The organism is Bradyrhizobium sp. CCGB01, assembly GCF_024199795.1.
In the GTDB taxonomy this organism is placed as follows: domain Bacteria; phylum Pseudomonadota; class Alphaproteobacteria; order Rhizobiales; family Xanthobacteraceae; genus Bradyrhizobium.
The window spans coordinates 3,605,236-3,625,883 of the sequence record NZ_JANADK010000001.1 but is presented as its reverse complement, the minus strand read 5'-3'; the positions used below and the strand labels follow the sequence as shown (position 1 = coordinate 3,625,883).

Genomic DNA, 20,648 nt, shown 5'->3' with positions numbered 1-20,648 from the left:
ATTGTCGGCGATCCCGTGACGGCAAATCCTGTTCGCATCGAAGCCGACTATCTGATCGAAACGCCTGATGATCCGCGGCATGCCGCGGAAACCATGGCGGGCGAGCAGTCGAGCGGAACGTTCGTCGCCGTGCCCGGCGAGACGCCGGAGCTGAAGGCGCGTGCGGCTGCCCGCGTCGAGAGCCTCGAGCTGCTCGACCCAGTAACGGTGCAGTCACTCCCGGTCGCTCGTCCGATCAACCCTGACGGTCCGTGGCAGCGCGCGCGCGTCACCCTGTCGTGGCCGCTCGACAATATCGGCGCATCGCTGCCCAATCTCGTCACGGCGATCGCCGGCAATCTCTGGGAATTGCGCCAGCTGACCGGCCTGCGGCTGCTCGACCTGCGGCTGCCGCTCGCATACGCAGCCGCCTATCCCGGACCGAAATTCGGCGTTGCCGGGACGCGCGAGCTCACCAGTGTCACCGGACGTCCGCTGATCGGCACCATCATCAAGCCGAGCATCGGGCTCAGCCCGGCCGAGACGGCCAATCTGGTCGCCACGCTGTGCGAGGCCGGCATCGACTTCATCAAGGATGACGAGCTGCAATCGGACGGCGCCTATTGTCCGTTCGACGAGCGCGTGCGCGCGGTGATGCGCGTCGTCAACGACCACGCCGACCGAACCGGCAAGAAAGTCATGATCGCCTTCAACCTGACCGGCGAGATCGACCAGATGCGCCGACGCCACGATCTGGTGCTCAGCGAGGGCGGCACCTGCGTGATGGCGAGCATCAACTCGGTCGGACTCACCGGCATGGTCGAGCTCGGCCGCCACACGCAACTCCCCATTCATGCGCATCGCAACGGCTGGGGCGCGCTCAACCGTCATCCCGCGCTCGGCTGGGACTACACGGCGTGGCACAAGATCTGGCGGCTGGCCGGCGCCGACCACATGCATGTCAACGGCATCGGCAACAAGTTCAGCGAGACCGATGACAGCGTGGTCGCGTCCGCCAAGGCCGCTCTGACGCCGATGTTCGCGCACAAGCCTTGCATCGCGATGCCGGTGTTCTCGTCGGGCCAGACGCCGGCACAGGCCCTACCTACCTGGCGGGCGCTCGGCTCGACCGATCTCATCTTCGCAGCCGGCGGCGGCATTCTCGCCCATCCCGATGGACCTGCCGCAGGCGTCGCCGATTTGCGCGCAGCGTGGGACGCCGCGATCGCAGGCACGCCATGAGCGGCGCCTCCGTCCTGCCTGACGGTCCACTCGTTGCCTTCTACGGCGACGATTACACCGGCTCGTCCGCGGCGATGGAGGCCCTCACCTTCGCGGGCCTGCCGACCATCCTGTTCCTCGAGCCTCCGACGCCCGAACGCCTCGCGTCCGCCAGCCACTTCCGTGGCATCGGCATTGCCGGAACGGCACGCGCGAAGGATCCTGCCTGGATGGAGCAACACCTTCCGCCGGCCTTCGACGTGCTCGCCGGCATCGGCGCGCCGATCGCGCATTACAAGGTGTGCTCGACCTTCGACTCCGCGCCGCATGTCGGCTCGATCGGGCGTGCGATCGATCTCGCGGTGCCGCGGCTCGGTGGCAGCTGGCATCCGCTCCTCGTGGGATCGCCGGCCATGGGCCGCTACCAGATGTTCGGCCATTTGTTCGCGACCGTGAACGGCGTCGGCCGTCGCCTCGACCGGCACCCGACCATGTCGCGTCATCCGGTGACGCCGATGGACGAATCCGATCTCGGCCGGCATCTCGCAAAGCAGACCGCACGATCGATCGGGCTGATCGACTTCGTCACCATGGGCAATGGCGGTGCAGATCAGGCGCTCGCGCGCGCGAAGGCCGCCGGCACCGAGATCATCTCGCTCGACGTGCTCGACCAGCCTTCGCTGATCGAAGCCGGCCGCCTGATCTGGGAACATCGCGGCGAACGGCTGTTTGTCGCGGGCTCTCAAGGAGTCGAGCAGGCCCTGGTCGCCTATTGGCGTTCAACAGGCCTGATCCCCGACAGCAAGTGCGATCTACGTCTTGCAGGCGTCGAACGGATTGCTTGCGTCTCTGGCTCCTGCTCACCCGTCACCGCCGCGCAGATCGCTTATGCCGCGAACAACGGCTTCGATGTCGAGCGGCTCGATGCGACGCGCGCCGTCGACGCGGCGGAATGGGCTCAGGAAATCGGCCGTGCCGTCGAGCGTGCGCTCGCCGCGCTTTCGTCGGGACGCGATGCATTGCTGGTCACCGCAAGCGGCCCCGACGATCCCGCGATCGATGCCCTCAACGCGGCCATCAAGGCGAGCGGCGCAACCGCAGGCGAAGTGAACGAGCGCATCGGCGCCGGGCTCGGCCAGGCACTGGACGCCATTCTGGACACCGCGCGGCTCCCGCGCGCCGTGGTCGCGGGCGGCGACACATCCGGCCATGCGTTGCAGGCGATGGGCATCTACGCGCTGACGGCGATAGCTCCCCTCGCGGAAGGCGCGCCGCTCAACCGCGCGTCCTCGGATCGCGCGCATGCGAACATCGAGATCGCGCTGAAGGGCGGACAGGTGGGCGGCGTTGATCTATTCTGCCGTGCGCGAGACGGCGGATAACACAGGCAGCCTCGCAAAGGCCAACGGCCGGTCTCGCGCCCGCAGGCTCAATCCGGATCAAGCTTGCGTTATCGTCCCCGAGCCCCATCCGCGTTAATCATTTGAAAGCGCGGATTGGGGCCCCGGGACCGAACGATCGCCGCGTTTAACAATTCGGTAACGATACAAATCTGCTTCAATCGCGTTAATGCAAATTGCACCCAGCCGGTGCGTTGGCCGTCACGACCCTGCTATAAAAGCGCGAGATCCGGCTCGACCGACTTTTTCCGGGTTATCTGGTTTCCCTGGTCACGCATGAACAAGCCAAGCGACACATTCGATATCGCCATCGAGCAGGATTTCGACTTTCTGTCTCCGGAGTACGCGGAGCTGTTCGACAGCTCTGCCGCGACTGCGTTTCAGCACCCGCTCTGGCTGGATAGTCTCTACGCCAAGCTCGCCTCCCATGCCGGCGCCAGGCCGCTGGTCGTCGTGGTCCGGCACCGCGCGAGCGGTGCGCTGGCGATGGTGCTGCCCCTGCTCCGGATCCGGCGCGGCCCGATCCGCACCATCGAATTCGCCGATCTGCGTGTATCCGACTATCTTGCGCCGATCTGTAGCCCCGAGGTGTTTTCCAGCCTGCTGGAGGACGAACGCGCCTGCGGCGAGATCCGGCGCCTCGTCCGTCCGTTCGATCTGCTCCGCATGACCAAGCTGCCCGACGGACGGCTTCCGATCGAAAGCCTCCTGGGCGCGCCGCGCCGGGTGTCGATGGATACGAACGCCTACGCGACCGTTCTCGTCGCCCCGTTCGAGCAATGGCGTGCCAGCGCGCTGGATCGCTCCTATCAGAAGGAGCTCGCCAAGAAATCTCGTCAGCTCCAGAAGAAGGGAGCATTGAGCTTCTTCTGCTGCGACGACAGCGCCTCCATCTCCGAGGCGATGGACGCGATGAAGCAATATCGCGGCCCGCGGTTTCAGGCCCAGGGCGATGGCGATCTGCTCCAGCGCCCCGAGTATTACGGCTTCTATTCCGACGTGGCGATGCGCGGTCTCGGGTCGTTTGTCCGGCTCTATGCCATGAAGATGGACGGCAACGTGATCGCGGCCGTGCTGGGCCTCAGCCATCGCGGCAGCTTCCTCGTCATCATGAGCGCCTTCGACATTGCCGGGTACAAGAGCCAGTCCCTGGGCTCGCTGATGTTCGAGCAGGTCGCAAAGGACTGCATCGAGCGCGGCGATCGCATGCTCGACTTCACCATTGGCGACGAACCGTACAAGAAACTGTTCGGCGGACAGCCGTCGCCGATGTGGATGGTGACGCAGGCCGGCAGCACTGCGGGCGCCGTCAGCCTGTTCGCACTGAAGCAGGCCCCCTGGCTCAAGCAGGCGGTCAAGCGGCTCTCGGATTTCAGGCTGCTGCCCGCGCGCACTCCGACGCCTACGCGCTGATCGATGCGCAGGCGATGGGACGCAGAATTCAGGCGCGCAGCGCGCCGCGGACGCGCCCGAGCCAGCCTGGATGCATCTGATCGAGGCGATGCGTGAGACTGCGCCGCAGGAAGTGCAGGCGGCGCCGCACGTCCCATCCGATATCGTTGCGCGAGGTCAGGGCCTGACGGAAGCGCGCCATTTTCAGCGAGCGCTGGTCTGCCGCGAGCTTTTCGGGATCGGAATAGAACTGCGCTATCTTCTCGGTGCCCATGCCCGCAGTCGCAAGCCAGCGCGGCGCGTGCTCGGTGCAGAGACGATCGACGTCCACCAGCAGGCGGGCGACGCCCGTGCCGGCCGCAGGACAGTTGGTCTGGAACGCATCGCCGATCAGCACGATTCCGGGTTGCAGATGTCCTTCCACCACGGTCAGGTCCATCACCCAGTTCTGCACCTTGTCGGTGACGTGGAAGTCGCCGAGGTAGGGCCGCAATCCCGGCAGCAGGCGCAACACCGTCGCCTCCGGTTCGCGGCGCAGTTCGCGCATGATCGGATCGGTCGGGTCGCGGAACATGAAGAGGTTTGCCCGCATGCCTGCATGCACGGGAAACAGGCTGAGATAGTCGATACCGTCAGCCGTGCGCTCGCCGTAGCAGGTCAACGCCTCGAAATCGAACGGTGCGCCGTCCTTGCGGGCGATCGTGAAGCCGAACGACACCGAGTGGCGTTCGGCCAACACGCGCCGCTTGATGCCGAGCTTGTAGCTGAGAGCGCCCGCCATGCCGGTGGCGAGAACGACGAGGCGCGCGTCGAGGCGCCGTCCGGAGGCAAGCTCGATATGCTGGATATCGTCGCTGGGGCTGATTGCCGTGACTTCGTCGACGATCAGATTGGAGGGGTCTGGCAGCTGGCCGCGCGCCATGGCAACGAGATTGGCGTAGGAAAATCCGTAAGACTGGCCGACGCTGACATCGACCACCTTGCCTTCCCGGATATTGAGCACCCGATCATACCGGCAGGCGACGTTCTCGAGCGCGTTGAGAAAGCCCAGCTTGCGGAACATCTCGAGCTGCTGGCCGCCGAGTTTCTCGACACGGAATTCGTCCGGATGCACCGCGCGTTTGTCGACAAGCGCGACGCGATGCCCTGCCCGCGCAAGCACGGCTGCAGCAAGCGATCCCGCAAGGCCTCCGCCGACGATCGCGATGTCTACAGCCGCAGTCCCGGCGGTATCGATCGGCTCGGTCACGGTGCTATCCGTCGTCATGGTTTCTGGGCTCCCACGGTTAACGGTGGTTCCATCTGCAATTCCCTCGCCTGATGTCGTATCGCAGGGCCAAACGCGATCGATTCCGGCGATTGAGGTTAATGACGGGAGCCTTGATTGGCCGGACGACATCCCGGCACGCGCCTTGCTCTGGAATGAGCTCGAAATTCAGCTCTCTCGTCAGATCGACAGTTCAAATTCATTCCTGAGAAGCCATTCCGATGCTCGAACAGCCGCCAGCCGGCTGGCTCCGCCTCTTATCGCGTGCCAGCGCGACATCACGCCGCTTTTCGACCGAGCCGACGTTTGCTCAATCCGGGACACCGGGGACGCAGCTGTTCCGCCGTGAAGCAGCGGCGTACGACCTTCGTCGACCATGGACGGCGGAATCCCGAGACCGCGCATTAACACTCGCGATTTTCCGGCATGCTAGGCTCCCGCCGCCATTGCAACGCGTATCTTCGGGGAACGCCCCGTATCGTCGATGATCGATTCCATTGTTCAGCTTCTGCGGCGTGACGTCACGCGCGGCGTCGTCGGGACCATCCTCCTCAAGGTTGGCAGCGGCGCGCTCGCGTTTGCGTTGTTCTCGCTGGCGGCTCGGACGATGTCGCCCGATGGATTCGGCATCTTCGCGACCTGGCTTTCGGTTGCCCAGATCGCAGCAGTCGTGGGACTGGTCGGCCAGGAAGCGCTGCTGGTGCGATTCCTGAACGAGTATCAGGTCGACGACAGGCCGGACCTCACCAAGGGTGTCCTTCTCTCGAGCTTCAAGATCAGCTCCGTCGCGATGCTGATCGCGATCGCAGCGGTCGCGCTGGTCGCTCACTTCAGGGGCGATTGGTGGCTGCTGATCCTCGCGGTCTCGGCCTACACGGCCGTGAGCGCCGGACTGATGCTCGGCAGCCAGATCGCACGCTCGCTGGTCAGCATTCTCATGGGCGAAGGCAATCGCGAGTTCTTCTGGCGGGTCATCGTCGTCCTGTTTCTGCTCGCCATGTTGTTCGGTCACAGGCAGCTCGACCCAGCCGAGTTGATCGCCGCGATGACGATCGCGATGTCGGTGGGCCTGATCGCGCAGGTCATTGCGATTGCGCGGGCGCTGCCGGATTTGCGCGCGACGGCGGCGCGCTCCGAAACGTCACGCTGGCGATCCAGCGCGCTTCATTTCTGGCTCGCATCCATCCTCGAAGTCGCGAACCAGTATTTCGACGTCATTCTGGTCTACTGGATGCTGGATCCGACGACCGCCGGAATCTACTTTGCCGCCTCGCGCCTCGCCAACATCTTCGCCATGCTGTCCGCCGCGCTGTACACGTTCGCGGCGCGGCGGCTTCCTGCGCTGTACTTCAGCAAGAACCACCGGGAATTCGAGCGGACATTGCAGCTCATGGCGGAAGTGACCGCGCTGAGCGTGGTCGCCGGGCTCGCCCTGATCTGGATTGGCGGCCCCTATCTTCTCAACCTGTTCGGACCTCATTTCACCGCGCAGCACTCGGTCCTGATCGTGCTGGCGATCGGAACGGCCATCCAGGCCGCGGGCGGTCCATCGGCGGCGATCCTCCAGCTGACCGGCCATGAACGCATCTATGTCCCCGTCGTTGCCGCGAACGTCGCGCTGCGGCTGGTCGGCTTCCTCGTCCTGATCCCCTGGCTCGGCGTGCTTGGTGCTGCGATTGCGGCCACCGTGTCGCTGGCGCTCACGACCATCGCGCTCAATATTTTGTGCCGCCGGCGAACTGGGGTCGATCCTTCGGTTCTCGTGCTCTTGCGTTTCTCGGCGTGGAAGCGCGGCAGCTATGCGGTCCGCGGCGCTGACTCGGCCGAATAGACGTCCATCGCGTCGTCCGCCTGGTCTCATCCGCGTCTTTTGCGCGTGTGCCTGTTGGTTAACGCGCTCGCTGCGCACCCTCCAGGAACCCGCGGAATTCGGTGCGAACGATGCTGATCCGCGGGTCTCGCATTAACTCCGTTTGTTTCTAGTCGATGTCTGCCCGACGCCTGCATGATAGGTACGGGATCAAGAAGGTGAAGATTTCGTTTCTTTAGCGGGTCGGGATCCGTGCTGCACTACCAGCCGAACAGGGAATTGGGCGAGACCACCGCGGCAGCACTCGTGCGCCCGGACGGCAGCGGACGAAAGCTGCACGTGCTTCTCGTCCAAACCCAGGCCGAGAACGCGGGCGCGCAGGAAATATCCAGGCTGCTCGGCACCGGCCTGACCGCCCGCGGCCATCGCGTCTCCAACCTGTTCTTCTTCCGCAAATCCGACTCGTTCGACGAGCCGCCTGAGACGTTCTACTGCGCCTCCAGCCGGCCGGGAAATCCAGTGGCGCTGCTGCGGATGCTGTGGACGCTCGGCGGTCATATCAGGACCACCAGGCCCGATGCGGTCCTGACATTCCAGCATTTCGGCAACGTCATCGGCGCGGGCGTATCGCGCCTCGTCACCCGCGCGCCCGTCGTCGCCAATCAGGTGTCATCCGCGCTGTCGATGAGCTGGCCGGTTCGCACGGCCGACATCGTCATGGGCAGCCTCGGCTTCTTCGACCGCATCACGCTCAACTCGCAGGACATGGAGCGCGAGTATTCGGGCTACCCCCGGGCCTATCGATCGCGCATGGTGCATGTCCCGCACGGCTTCGAAGACAAGGCACTCATCCTGCCGAAGAGCGCCGCACGACAGAAGTTCGACCTGCCGCCGGACCGCGTCCTGCTCGGCTGCGCGGCGCGGCTGCACCCGCACAAGCGGCTCGATGCGGCGATACGCCTCCTGCCGGATGAGCCATCCTGGCACCTTGCACTCGCCGGCCAGGGCGCCGACGAGGCGCGGCTGAGGCTGCTCGCCGACGAGCTGAAGGTTTCGGACCGATTGCATCTGCTCGGCGAAATCGCCCCGCGGCAGATCGCGGACTTTCTCGCCTGTCTCGATATTTTCGTGTTTCCGACGCAGGCCGAAACCTTTGGCCTCGCCGCCGTCGAAGCCGCCAACGCCGGCGTCCCCTCCGTCGTCACGGATCTTCCCGTGCTGCGCGAGGTGCTGTCCTTCGAAGGAAAGCCCACCGCCCTCTTTGTCGATGCTTCGGACCAGGCGAAGCTGTCGGCGGCCGTCTCCAGGCTCCTGACCGACCAGACACTGAGCGACGAACTGCAACGGAACGCCAAAGGCCTGAGGTTGCGCTATTCGGTCGATGCGATGGTTGAGGAATACGTTCAAATCCTCAACCAGGTCATCTGACCCGATGCGCCGGAATAGGGTGGCTCGACATGATCATCGAGTTTCGCTGCGAACGTGACTATGCGCGGCGGTGGATGCACCGCCAGACGCTGTCGATCGACGGCCGCGACGTTCCGGTCCAAATCGCATGGACCGCAGCGACGGAGCCGCGGCCCGCAGGTCTCGACGCGCTGTTCGGGCTCGAGCACGTGGTGCTGCACAAGGGCAAACCCAGCGGCGCCGACAGGCTGAAGATCATCCCGGAATCGGCGCACATCGGGACCGCCGACGTGATCGTCGATTTTACCGGCGCCGCGCGCGATCCGAACTGTTCGGCCCAGCTGTATCTCCGCCCGTTGTTCAACGGTGTCGCAGGGGAAAACGCCGTACTCGCCGCAGTTCTCGCCGGCGACCTGCCCGTGATCGAGATCGTCAACGAGGTCGACGGCACAGTGCTCGATCGCGGCCACCCCTCAAGCGAAATCGCAGCCGGCTTGAGCGGCGGGCTCGATACGGTCATGGCGCGAACCCTGACCATGGTGGCGGCCATCCTGTCGGGACGGCCGCGCATCGTGCCGCAGCTGGCGCGTCCCGCCCGCACCGGCAACGGCAAGCAGCCGGCGGCCTATGCCGTGCGCGGCCTCGCGGTGTCGATAGCCAAGGAGATCTACCGCCTCTGCTGCTATGCCCCGCATTGGCATGTCGGATGGCGCTTCAATGATGGCGCGGGCGTGTGGCAGACCGGCGATCTCTCCGGGCCCAACTGGAACGTCCTCGGCGATCCCGGAAACCACTTCTATGCCGACCCTTTCCCGATCACATGGCGGGGACGCACATTCCTCTTCTTCGAAGATCTCGATCACCGGGTTGGAAAAGGCATCATCTCGGCGGTCGAGTTCGGCGACGCCGGCCCGGTCGGCGACGTCGTGCCCGTGCTGGAGGAGCCCTGGCACCTGTCCTATCCGTTCCTGATCGAGGACGATGGCGAGCTGTGGATGATCCCGGAGAGCTCACTCAATGGAGACGTCGCCCTCTACAAATGCGTTCGCTTTCCGGACAAATGGGAGCGGCACGCGACGCTGCTGTCAGGCCTCGAGCTCGCCGATGCGACGATCACGCGGCACAACGGTCTGAACTATCTGTTCGGAGCCTGGCGAGACGGAACCGGCGGCTATTCGGATTCGCTGGCGATCTATTACGCCGAGCACCTGCTCGGCCCCTGGTTACCTCATGCCAGCAACCCGGTGCTGATCGATCGCGCGAGCACGCGACCGGCGGGGAATTTCGTCACCATCAATGGCAAATTGTGGCGGCCGGTGCAGGATTGCGCCAACGGATATGGCGCTGCGCTCGGCCTCGCTGAGGTGGTCGAACTGTCTCCGACGACGTTCAAGCAGGTCGTCCGCCACTCCCTGAAGCCCGGACCGGCATGGTCCGGCAGGAAGCTGCACACCTTGAACCGCTGTGGCCGGCTCGAGGTGATTGACGGATCGCGTGTTCAACCCAAGACCAGCGTCTTCGCAAGCAGGCTGCCATCAGTCGTCTTGTCCCCGCGAACCAGTCCCCGCACCGCGTGCTAACGCGGATGACTGAACAGGTCCGTCGTGGCGTCGTCGACTGCGATATCGACCAGCGCAGGACCGCGTGAATCCAACGCTTCGCTCAGGATGCGGTCGACATCGCCGGCGTCGGTGACCCGCCGCCCCGGGCACCCCATCCCCCTGGCGAGCGCGACGAAGTCGAGCCCGGGCAGATCGATTCCGGGCGGGCGGTGCGCCTGCATGAGCTGGCTGAAGGCGCGCATCGCGCCGTAGCCCGAATTGTTCATGATCACGAAGGTGATCGGCAGACCGCGTTGCGCCGCGGTCCAGATCGCCTGGATGCAGTACATCGCCGATCCGTCCCCGATCAGCGCGACGATACGGCGGCCGGGCCGTGCCAGGGCCACGCCGATTGCGGCTGGCAGGCTGTAACCAAGCCCGCCACTCGCCATCGTGTAGAAACTGTCGGCGCCCGGCCGCGGCAGGAATTGCTGAATGGCCGGACGATGCGACGGCGCCTCCTCGACCACGATCGCATCGCGCGGCATCAGCGCCGACAACCGGCTCAGTGCAAACGCCGGCGGAATCGGATTTTGCGCGGCAGGAGCCGCAGGCCGGGCGCGCGCGGCCGGCACCTCGCGCTCCGCGACGTCAGGCAGCGCCGACTGCAGCGCAGCCAGCGCTTTGGGGAGCGTGCCGATGATGGTGTCGCCGACAGAAGCGGAGGCGGCTTCGGTCGGATCGTCGGTGATCTGCCAGACCGGCGTTCCGTCGTCGAGCAACTCGCATTGTCCTTCGACATGGAAGGTGAACACGGGCGCGCCGACCACGACGATCAGGTCGGCGCCGCGCAGCGCGCGGGCGAGCCCTGCCGGCGCGGCCGGAAGGAAGCCTGAGAATTGCGGATGCAATTCGGGAAAGCTCGAACGGCTCGACATCGGGCTTGCCCAGACGGCTGCCCTCACCCGTTCAGCCACCGCGACCATGGCGTCGACGCTGCCGTTGCGATCAACCTCGGGCCCGACAACGAAAACAGGTCTTTTGGCCGCTCCAATCGCCGCGCCGAGTCGAACGATTGCCGCCGGATCCGGTGCAAACTCGGTCGCGATGTGGCGGACCGGCGCAGCGACGGCCGGCCGCGCCCAATCATCCGACGGCACCGACACGAATGTCGGGCCGCGCGGATGCTGCATGGCGGTGAGGAAAGCCTGCGCGATCGCCGCAGGGACATCCTCGGCGCGCGCCGGTTCCGCGCTCCATTTCACATAGGGCTTTGGAAACTGTGCGGCATCCTCGGCGAAGAGATAGGGCCGCATCCGCAACAGGCTGCGCGCCTGCTGCCCCGCCGTCACGACCATCGGCGTCTTGTTGCGGAACGCCGTGAAGAGATTGCCGAGCGCATGACCGAGCCCGGCCGCCGAGTGCAGATTGACAAAGGCCGGCCGGCCGGTCGCCTGCGCATAGCCGTCCGCCATGCCGACGACGCAGGCTTCCTGCAAACCGAGCACATAGTCGATGTCATCGGGCCAGTCGCCCAGGAAGGCAAGCTCGGTCGAGCCGGGATTGCCGAAGACGCGATCGACGCCGAAGGAGCGAAGCACACCGAGGGTCGCTTCCCGAACCGTCAGGATCTTTGAGTTCATTGGCCGCTGTCCTTGAATGCTTCGCTTCGAGCGCAATCAGAAGGGATAGTGCTGAGGCTGCGTCTCGATGGTGATCCAGCGCAGATCGGTGAACTCGGCGATCCCGGCCTGACCACCGAAGCGGCCGTAGCCCGATCCCTTCACGCCGCCGAACGGCATCTGCGCCTCGTCATGCACGGTCGGGCCGTTGACGTGGCAGATGCCGCTTTCGATACGCTGCGCCACCGTCAGCGCACGCGCGACGTCGCGGCCGAACACGGCGGCCGAGAGGCCGTACTCGGTGTCGTTGGCGAGCCGGACCGCGTCGTCCACGCCGCGGGCGCGGATCACCGAAACAACAGGACCAAAGCTCTCCTCGGTGTAGATGCGCATGCCTGATACAACGCGGTCGAGCACGGTTGCCGGGACGACCGTGCCGGCACGCTCGCCGCCTGCGAGCTTGACGGCGCCCTTACCGACAGCGTCGTCGATCAACGCGACGACATGCTTCGCCGGCGCCTCGTCGATCATCGAGCCGACGACCACCGGGCCGGAGCGCGGATCGCCGGCCGGAAGCGCGCCCGCCTTCTTCGCAAGCTTCTCGACAAAGGACGCGGCCACCGCCTCGTCGACGATCACCCGCTCGGTCGACATGCAGACCTGGCCCTGGTTGATGAAGGCGCCGAACGCCACGGCCGCGACCGCGGCGTCGAGGTCGGCATCGTCGAGCACGACCAGCGGCGCCTTTCCGCCAAGCTCAAGCAGCACCGGCTTGAGATGGCGTCCGGCGAGCTCGGCAATGACGCGGCCGACGCGGGTCGAGCCGGTGAAATTGATCCGCCGCACGGCGGGGTGGGCGATGAGACGCTCAACCAAAGCGGGCGCATCGGTCGGCGCATTGGTCACGACGTTCACGACGCCGGGCGGAAAGCCTGCGTCCTTGAACACCTCTCCGATCAGCCGGTGCGTTCCCGGGCAGATCTCCGATGCCTTCAGCACCACCGTGTTGCCGCAGGCAAGCGGCGTCGCCACCGCGCGGACGCCGAGAATGATCGGCGCGTTCCACGGCGCGATTCCGAGGCACACGCCGGCCGGTTGGCGGACCGACATGGCGATGCATCCCGGCTTGTCTGACGGGATCACCTCGCCCGCGACCTGCGTCGTCAGCGATGCCGCCTCGCGCAGCATGCCGGCCGCGAGCTTGACGTTGAAGGCCGACCAGACCTCTGTGGTGCCGATCTCGGCCATCATGATCCTGATGAAGGCATCGCGCTTGGCGTCGAGCGCATCGGCGGCCTTCAGGAGCAAAGCGCGCCTCGCATTCGGGCCGAGCCCCGACCATCCGGCAAGCGCGGCGGACGCCGCCGCCACCGCGGCGTCGGCGTCGGAGACCGTCGCGGCGGCTGCGCGGCTCGCGACCTCCTGCGACAGCGGATTGCGCCGCTCGAACACCTGGCCGGTCGAAGCGGCCTGATCCTGCCCGTTGATGAGAAGACCGACGTCCATGAGACTCTCCCTGATGTTGCGGCCAAGCTCAGCCGAGCAGGCGCGATTTGCTGGTTTCACGCGCGAAGCCGAGCGCGATCATCGCCGCGAGTGCGAGCACGACGTAGTATCCTGTGATCGCGTAGGTGGATCCCGTCTGCGCAAACAGGCTGGTGGCGACGAGCGGCGCGATGCCGCCGCCGAGCACCGTGCCGAGCTGCTTTCCAATCGAGACGCCGGTGAAGCGAATGCGGGTCGGAAACAGCTCCGGGAAATAGCTGCCTTCGCTGCCGAACATCAGGGGATGGATCACCCCCGCGGCGAGGATCACCGCGCCCGTCACCAGCAAGGTGTCGCGGGTCGCGACCACACCGTAGAACGCGAACATCGAGATGGCTGCGAGCACGACGCCGGCCAGAAACAGGCGCTTGCGTCCGATCCGGTCGGACCAGGCGCCGATTAGCGGCATGGCAACGAGGCCGACGAGGTTGGCGAACAGCACGGCCTGCGTGATGACGTCCTTCTGGACGCCGAGCTGGCGCGTCGCAAAGGAGATGGTGAAGATGGCCGTCAGATAGAAATAGGATGTCTGCGCCATCTCGGCGAAGAAGACGATGAGGATCGGCCGCCAGTGCTCCCTCACGGCTTCGACCGCCGGCGCGGCATCAGTCACCTCCGCCTCGCGGAATGTTGCGCTCTCCTCGATACGCAGGCGCATGTAGACGCCGAGCGCGACCAGCACGGCGCTGATCAGGAACGGAACGCGCCAGCCCCATGACAGCAGGTCCGCCTCCGGCAGCCGCGAGATCGCCAGCGCCGCAAACGATGCAAGCACGACGCCGACGGGCCCTGCGGCCTGGATCACGGCGGCCGAGAAGCCGCGCCGGTGGCCGGGCGCCGTCTCGATCGCCATGAGGATCGCCGCGGTCGATTCGCCGCCGAGCGCAAAGCCCTGCAGGAAGCGCAGCACGACGAGCGCGATGGTCGCGGCCACGCCCGCACTGGCATAGGTCGGCAACAGGCCGATCGACATGGTCGCAAGGCCCATCATCAGCAGCGTGCACAGGAGGACGGATTTACGGCCGAGGCGGTCGCCGAAATGACCGAACACGAGCCCACCGAGCGGACGCGCCAGAAATCCGACCGCGAACGTCGCGAACACCGCAATGGTCGCCGTGAGCTGGTCGAACTTCGGAAAGAACAGCTGATCGAACACCAGCGGCGCGATCAGGCCGTAGATGAAGAAGTCGTACCATTCGATCGCGGTGCCGATGGTGCCGGCGATCAGGATGCGCCGGCGGCTGCTCGCGGTCTGCTCGGCAGTGGCGGCGATGGCGGCATGATCGTCGTAGTCCTCCAGTGTTCTCGTCGTCACGTTTCCTCCTCCGGTGTCATTGTCGTCTTGTTGTGATTGGCCGCCCCGCGCCAAAGGCGGCGGGAAATCGATCAGCTTGCCAGCCGCGCGCCGTCGCTCGCGCCGTGCCCAAGCGCGCGGGCCAGGACGCGCCCGATCGTTCCGGCCTGTGATGCGCTGCCGCGCCAGGCCACGATCTGGTCGGGACGTATCAAGGCGAGGTCCGCCTCATAGAGATCGCGCAAGGATTTTGGCAGGGTGACGAGTTTCAATTCGACCCCGAACATGCGAACGGCATCAGCGACCGCGGCGTGAGCCGACGCGACCTCGCCGAACTGGAGCAGAGTCCACTCGAACCCGAACAGGTCGTACAAGGACGCGCCGTCTTCCAGCCACGCGTGCGGTGCGCGACCGCCGGGACAGGCGCTCGGCACATAGACGTTCGCGGCATCGGGCGGCGGCTGGCTGCCGTCGGAGACGATGATCGGCGAGCCGTCGTAACGTCCGCCGAAGGTGACGCCGGGGATGTTGAATTCGGCACGCGCGTGCTGTTCGAGATAGGCGCCCGCAGCCCGCCGCGCCTCGCTGCCTGCGTCCGTTGCGTCCTCGATCTCCGGCGCGGGCGCGAAGAGACCAAGGGAGTCGGCGAAGCGCCGCGCATAGTCGGTGTTGCGGAGCGCTACCGGACGCCGCTCGACCTCGTAGCTGTCGAGCAGCCGAGCCGGGCTCGCGCCCTTGACGACGCTTGCGAGCTTCCAGCCGAGATTGACCGCATCCTCGATCGCGGTGTTGTAGCCGAGCCCGCCGGTCGGCGTGAACAGATGCGCCGCATCGCCGCCGAGGAACACCCTGCCCCTTTGCATCCCATTCGCAACCAGCGCGTGACCGGCGGTCCAGGTCAGGAACGACAGCACCTCGCACGCGATCGGCGCGCCGCAGGCACGCTGGAACGCGGCCTTGGCCGCGCTGATCGTGATCGCATTCTCGTCTTCGCCCGGCCGGAGTTGCGTGTGGAACGCGAATTCGTCGCGCCCGTTCACGGATGCCATGAAGGCGCGGCGGTCGCCGTTGAAGCAATTGTACATCCACGCCTTGGCATGCGGGATGCTCGCGTAGAAGCCGGGCGAACGGAGATACACCGCCAGCATGCGGCCGCCCATGAAGTCGCGTTGCGCTCCGGTCTCGCCGCCGTAGACGATCCCGAGCGACTGCCGGACCATCGAGCGCGGCCCGTCGGCGCCGACGAGAAGGTCGGCGCGAACCTCAAAGCGGCGACCATTGTCGAGACATTCGATTTCGCCGACGACGCCGTCATCGCTTTCGACGTAACGGACCAGCCTGTGACCATAGTTGAGCTGAATTCCGGGAAGCCGTTCGGCATGACGGCGCAGCACAGCCTCAACATATTTCTGCGAGACCCGATGCGGTAGCTCGGCCGCGCTCCAGGAGCCGGACATGCCCCTGACAAGCTCGCCCGCACGCGACGACGACGGCAGCTGAAACCGCGCCAGCTCGTAGCCGGCATAGCGGGTGAAATATGCGACGTCGGTCGGATAATCGGCAGGCAAACCCTCGCGTCTGATCTCGTCCGCGAATCCCAGCCGCCGATAGTGCTCCATCGAGCGCGCCTGCGTCGCATTGGCTTGCGGATTGAATGCGGTGCCCGGCTTTTCGTCGACCAGCACCGCGGGTACGCCGCGGCGGCCGAGCTCGTTGGCCAGCATCAGCCCGCATGGCCCCCCGCCCACGATGAGCACCGAGGCCGTCAGTCGTGTCTCCAAGACGCTTCTCCCTACCAGCATTATCCTGCATGGTAAGGTAGCCTGACGATATCGTCAAGTAGCCTGACTAATTGTCCTCGTCGAGCGTATCGAACTTCGCGCCGTAGACGGCCAATCCCTTCAGGATCGCATCCATCGCGGCCTTGCCGAGCTCGGCGCGCATCTCCTGCTCGGCGACGTCGACCGCATCGCGGAACGCATCGAGCCATTTGCGCCCGGCCGGCGTGAACATGACGATGCGGGCGCGCCGGTCGGTCGGATCGGCGATGCGATCGACGAGGCCGAGCTCGGCGCATTGATCGACCAGCTCGCCCATCGCCTGCTTGCTCATGGACGCGCGGCGGGCGAGCTCCGTCAGCCTGGTCCCCTCCACGTCGAGATTGCGCGTGAGGCCGACATGCGCGATCCGCGTCTCGTCGTGCCCCTTCTCGCTCATCAGCTCGAGCACACGGCCTTCGAAGCGCCGCACCGCGTTGTTGAGCAGGCGACCGATATTGGCATGCCGCCATGCGGTGCCGGATGTCCTGGCTTTCACGAGATCTGTTTCCGAATCGACCCGATCGAGATCATGCAAAGCTAGCACAAGGGGCCGCCCGGGGCGGCGTGGATCACAACGCCGCCCGTCATCTCGTAATTCGAGCTCCCCCGCAGGGGGGGCAGCGTTCTATTGAGAACGATCCGAGGTCCAGCCCTTGTACTCGGCGACGTTGTCTCTGGTCACGAGCTTCGACGGCAGGAGCTCGACGGTCGAGGCCGGCTTCTGGCCATTGAGAATGCCGACGCCCACCTGCACCGCGCGCCGCGCCATGAAGAACGGGTCCTGCGAAGCGGAAGCCTGGATCTGCGCCGCCGAGGGATCCTTGAGCGCGGCCTCGATGTCGGGCGCGCCATCGACCGCGGTGATGACAATGCCGCTGCGGCTTTGCTGGCGCGCCGCAAGATCGGTGCCGATCGCCTGCGGATCGTTGATGGCGAAGATGGCGTCGATCTTGGGAAAGCGGGTCAGATAGCCCTGCGCAACCGTGAGACCGCCTTCACGCGAGCCTTTGCCGTCCTGGTCGCTCGACAACACCTTGATGCCGGGATTCTTCGAGAAGACGTTCTTGCAGCCGACGACGCGGTCGATCACGGCCGAGACCTGCGGCCCGTTCTCGATGACGACGTCGCCCTTGCCCCCCAATTTGTCGACGATGTACTGGCATGAAATCTCGCCGGCCTGCACGTTGTTCGTGGTCACGGTGGCATCGGCGCCTTCGGCCGCGGTGTCGACCGCGACGACCACGATGCCCGCCGCCTGCGCCTTCTTGATCGCCGGCCCGATCGCCTTGGGATCGCCGGGATTCAACAGGATCAGGTCGACGCCGGCGGCAATGAAGTTGTCGATCTGGGTGACCTGCTTGCCGAGGTCGTATTCGAAGCCGACCGTCGTGATCTTCACATTGGGATTGGTCTTCCTGGCCTCGAACTCGGCGCCCTTCGACAGCGCGACGAAGAACGGGTTGCCCATCGAGCCGAGCGAGACACCGATCGACTTGAGCTCCTTGGCGAAGGACGGCGCGGTGCTTAGGGCAAGCGCCGTCGCGGCGCCGGCAAGCGTGATCGTCTTCAACATTGGCTTCCTCCCTGGTCTGTCTTCATCCCCGGCACGGCAGACCAGTTGCCGCAGCGGAATCTCGTAGCTACGCGCCGAACCTCACAGGTTCTGGCGGAGCCCTTCAAGTTCTGGCGGAGCCTTGCAGCCGGTAGCGATCCAGCGCCACGGCGCCGATGATCACCAGGCCCTTGATCACATATTGCCAGATGTCCGAGACGCCGACGAGGATCAGGCCGTTCGACAAAACGGCGATGATCAAGGCGCCGACCAGCGTACCCCAGATCGAGCCGATGCCGCCGACGAACGAGGTGCCGCCCAGGATCACGGCGGTGATCGCATCGAGTTCATAGGACTGGCCGAGCTGGAGGCCGTTGGCCGCATAGAGTCGCGCCGCCTGCATAGCGCCGCCGAGCCCGGCGAAAAGCCCTGAAACACCGTAGACGAAGATCAGCACGGCCCAGACCTTGATGCCGGCAAGCCGTGCCGCGCTTTCATTGCCGCCCACCGCATAGATGTGCACGCCGAGTACGGTCCGGCGCAGCACCAGCCACGAGACGAGGATGACGAGCAAGGCGATCACGGAGAGCCATGGAATCGACGCCACGCCTGGAATGAGCGTCAGCGAACCGTTGCCGATGAAGGCATAGGGAATGGAAGGATTGAAGACGGTGGTGTCGGCCCCGAGCAGTCGCGCCAGGCCGCGTACGGCGGTGAGAGAGCCGAGCGTGACGATGAAGGGCGGCAGGCGGAGGAGCGCAATCAGCGCGCCGTTGATGACGCCGAAGCCGAGACCCGTGAGCAGCGCCGCCGGCAGCCACAGCATTCCGAGCTCCGGCAGCTTGGAGAGCGTCAACCCGGCCATCGCGGAGGCCGCCAGGATCGAGCCGACCGAGAGGTCGATGCCGCCGGTGAGGATGACGAAGGTCATGCCTGCAGCGAGCACGGTGTTCACGGCGGCCTGCTGCAACACGATGCCGAGATTTTGTCCGGTGAAGAAGCGGCCCTCCGACAGAAAATGGAAGCCGCCGCACAGGATCAACAGCACCGGCAACATGCCGGCGGCGCGGATCAGAAGCCTTATGCGCTGACGCTTCGTCTCCTGCGCGGCCGCGAGGCTCGCAGCGGCGGCGGTGTCTGCCTTCGGAGGGCCGTCATGCATCGAGTTGCTCCATCCCCGTGGCGAGCGCCATGATGTCTTCCTGGTTCAGGGGCGATGTCGCGCCACGCTCGATTTCACCGGCGATGTGCCCTGCCCGCATGACGACGACGCGGTCGCAGATGCCGATGATCTCGGGCAGATCGGACGAGATGACGAGGATCGCAGTGCCGGATTTGGCAAGATTGTCGATGATCGAATAGATCTCGGACTTGGCGCCGACATCCACGCCACGCGTCGGCTCATCGAGGATCAGGACCTTTGGCGTGGTCGCGAGCAGGCGCGACAGCAGCACCTTCTGCTGGTTGCCGCCGGACAGGGCACCGACGGTGACGCCGATATTGGCGGCACGAATGCCGAGCGCCGCGAACGCCCTCCTGGCACGGTCGCGGGCCTTGTCGCGGTCGAGGATGTAGCCGATCCGGGCATCGCGGCCGAGCACCGCGAGGTTGATGTTGTCCTGGCAGGACATGTCCAGGAACAGGCCGAGCGCCTTGCGGTCCTCGGTCAGATAGGCGATCCCGGCGTCGAGCGCCTCACCCGGCGTGCTGATATCGACCGGGCGTCCTTCCAGCTCGAGACGGCCGGAGGTTCTGGGCGCCGCGCCGATGATGAGATGCGCAAGCTCGGTGCGACCCGCGCCGATCAGGCCGGCAAGGCCGACCACCTCGCCCGCATGCACGGTCAGCGAGCAGCCCTTGACGCGCTGGCCATCGGCCATGTCGATCGCTGCGAGCACGGGATGCCCCCGCCCCGCTTCCGGATCATGATCCTTCTTGTAGAACGAGGAGACGTCACGCCCGACCATCAGCCGAACGATGGTGTCGGCGCGGATGTCCTGCTTGTCGAGCGACCCGACCAGCCGGCCGTCGCGCAGCACGGTGACGCGGTCGCCGAGCGCGTAGACCTCGTCCATGCGATGCGAGATGTAGATGATGGCGAGCCCCTCCGAGCGGAGCTGGCGGATCAGCGCGAACAGCCGCGCGCTCTCGCCGGCCGACAACGCGGTGGTCGGCTCGTCCATGATCAGGATTTTTGATCTCGCGTGCAGCGCACGCGCGATCTCGACCAGCTGCCGCTGGCCCATGGAGAGATGCGCCACCAGCGTCGACGGCAGGAAGTCTGCGCCCAGCCGTTTCAGGATCGGACCGACGCCCTCGCGCATGGCGCCGCGCGCCAGCAAACCTGCACGCGACATCTCCCGTCCCAGATAGATATTCTCGGCAACGCTGAGATTGGGAGCCAGCGACAGCTCCTGGTAGATGATGGAGATGCCCGCCGTGCGGCCGCCGAGCGGACCTTCGATCCGTACCGGGTTTCCATCGATGCGGATTTCGCCGCCGGGATCAGGCCTGTAGGCGCCCGACAGGATCTTCATCAGCGTCGACTTTCCGGCGCCGTTCTCCCCCATCAGGGCATGAATTTCGCCGGCATAGACGGTGAGATCGACGGAACGCAGCGCCTTGATGCCGAAGAAGGATTTCGAGACCCCACGCATCTCGAGGATCGGATCGTTCATCGTGCCTCCCGACGCACAATGCGTTTCCTACCCGCGTCTCAATCTTTTCGTCAGCGCGGTTCACGCATTAAACAAAAGGCCGCCGCACGGAGCAATAGCGAACACAGGGGAATGCGACAT

At 65.6% G+C, this 20,648-nt stretch carries 15 protein-coding genes; 6 read left to right on the top strand and 9 right to left on the bottom strand.

Going from position 1 to position 20,648, the window contains the following annotated elements; genetic code table 11:
- The first annotated feature begins 15 nt into the window (after positions 1-15).
- The 3 genes from NLM25_RS16450 (at position 16) to NLM25_RS16440 (ending at position 4,013) form a co-directional block, all read left to right on the top strand.
- Positions 16-1,221 carry a ribulose-bisphosphate carboxylase large subunit family protein gene (locus tag NLM25_RS16450; protein WP_254137652.1) on the top strand — a complete coding sequence of 402 codons (1,206 nt, stop codon included), beginning with the start codon at positions 16-18 and terminating at the stop codon, positions 1,219-1,221.
- Positions 1,218-2,582 carry a four-carbon acid sugar kinase family protein gene (locus NLM25_RS16445; RefSeq protein ID WP_254137651.1) on the top strand — a complete coding sequence of 455 codons (1,365 nt, stop codon included), beginning with the start codon at positions 1,218-1,220 and terminating at the stop codon, positions 2,580-2,582. The genes NLM25_RS16450 and NLM25_RS16445 overlap by 4 nt, the downstream gene beginning before the upstream one ends.
- A gap of 294 nt (positions 2,583-2,876) precedes the next feature.
- Positions 2,877-4,013 (top strand): GNAT family N-acetyltransferase, encoded by a 1,137-nt coding sequence (locus NLM25_RS16440; protein WP_254137650.1) that lies wholly within the window; start codon positions 2,877-2,879, stop codon positions 4,011-4,013.
- Between the two features lie 28 nt (positions 4,014-4,041).
- Here NLM25_RS16440 and NLM25_RS16435 read toward each other — a convergent pair whose 3' ends face one another.
- The gene (locus NLM25_RS16435; protein WP_254137649.1) at positions 4,042-5,259 is read right to left on the bottom strand and encodes an NAD(P)/FAD-dependent oxidoreductase; all 1,218 of its coding nucleotides are present in this window, start codon (positions 5,257-5,259) and stop codon (positions 4,042-4,044) included.
- Between the two features lie 484 nt (positions 5,260-5,743).
- Here NLM25_RS16435 and NLM25_RS16430 point away from each other — a divergent pair, with 484 nt between their 5' ends.
- The 3 genes from NLM25_RS16430 to NLM25_RS16420 all read left to right on the top strand — a co-directional run bounded on the left by NLM25_RS16430 (position 5,744) and on the right by NLM25_RS16420 (position 10,056).
- The gene (locus NLM25_RS16430) at positions 5,744-7,090 is read left to right on the top strand and encodes a lipopolysaccharide biosynthesis protein (RefSeq protein ID WP_254137648.1); all 1,347 of its coding nucleotides are present in this window, start codon (positions 5,744-5,746) and stop codon (positions 7,088-7,090) included.
- A gap of 231 nt (positions 7,091-7,321) precedes the next feature.
- Complete coding sequence (locus tag NLM25_RS16425) at positions 7,322-8,497, top strand: glycosyltransferase family 4 protein (protein ID WP_254137647.1); 1,176 nt, start codon at positions 7,322-7,324, stop codon at positions 8,495-8,497.
- Between the two features lie 29 nt (positions 8,498-8,526).
- Positions 8,527-10,056: a hypothetical protein gene (locus NLM25_RS16420; RefSeq protein ID WP_254137646.1), complete on the top strand. Its 1,530-nt coding sequence runs from the start codon at positions 8,527-8,529 to the stop codon at positions 10,054-10,056.
- Here the strand turns inward: NLM25_RS16420 and mdlC are convergent.
- The 8 genes from mdlC to NLM25_RS16380 form a co-directional block, all read right to left on the bottom strand.
- Positions 10,053-11,660 (bottom strand): benzoylformate decarboxylase, encoded by a 1,608-nt coding sequence (gene mdlC / locus NLM25_RS16415; protein WP_254117947.1) that lies wholly within the window; start codon positions 11,658-11,660, stop codon positions 10,053-10,055. The two genes, NLM25_RS16420 and mdlC, sit on opposite strands and share 4 nt — an antisense overlap.
- Positions 11,661-11,696: 36 nt before the next feature.
- Entirely contained in the window at positions 11,697-13,145 is a 1,449-nt protein-coding gene (locus NLM25_RS16410) for an aldehyde dehydrogenase (protein ID WP_254117946.1), read from the bottom strand.
- A gap of 28 nt (positions 13,146-13,173) precedes the next feature.
- A complete protein-coding gene (locus tag NLM25_RS16405) occupies positions 13,174-14,499 on the bottom strand; it encodes an MFS transporter (protein WP_254117945.1) in 1,326 nt (441 codons plus the stop codon).
- Positions 14,500-14,570: 71 nt separating this feature from the next.
- On the bottom strand, positions 14,571-16,280 hold the full coding sequence (locus tag NLM25_RS16400; RefSeq protein WP_254137645.1) for an FAD-dependent oxidoreductase: 1,710 nt from the start codon (positions 16,278-16,280) through the stop codon (positions 14,571-14,573).
- Positions 16,281-16,326: 46 nt separating this feature from the next.
- Positions 16,327-16,794 (bottom strand): MarR family winged helix-turn-helix transcriptional regulator, encoded by a 468-nt coding sequence (locus tag NLM25_RS16395; RefSeq protein WP_254137644.1) that lies wholly within the window; start codon positions 16,792-16,794, stop codon positions 16,327-16,329.
- Between the two features lie 129 nt (positions 16,795-16,923).
- Positions 16,924-17,871, bottom strand: a complete 948-nt coding sequence (locus tag NLM25_RS16390) for an ABC transporter substrate-binding protein (RefSeq protein ID WP_254117942.1) — start codon at positions 17,869-17,871, stop codon at positions 16,924-16,926.
- A gap of 103 nt (positions 17,872-17,974) precedes the next feature.
- On the bottom strand, positions 17,975-19,012 hold the full coding sequence (locus NLM25_RS16385; RefSeq protein ID WP_254137643.1) for a ribose ABC transporter permease: 1,038 nt from the start codon (positions 19,010-19,012) through the stop codon (positions 17,975-17,977).
- Positions 19,005-20,528 carry a sugar ABC transporter ATP-binding protein gene (locus tag NLM25_RS16380; protein WP_254137642.1) on the bottom strand — a complete coding sequence of 508 codons (1,524 nt, stop codon included), beginning with the start codon at positions 20,526-20,528 and terminating at the stop codon, positions 19,005-19,007. Before NLM25_RS16380 ends, NLM25_RS16385 begins: the two co-directional genes overlap by 8 nt.
- Positions 20,529-20,648 lie beyond the last annotated feature (120 nt).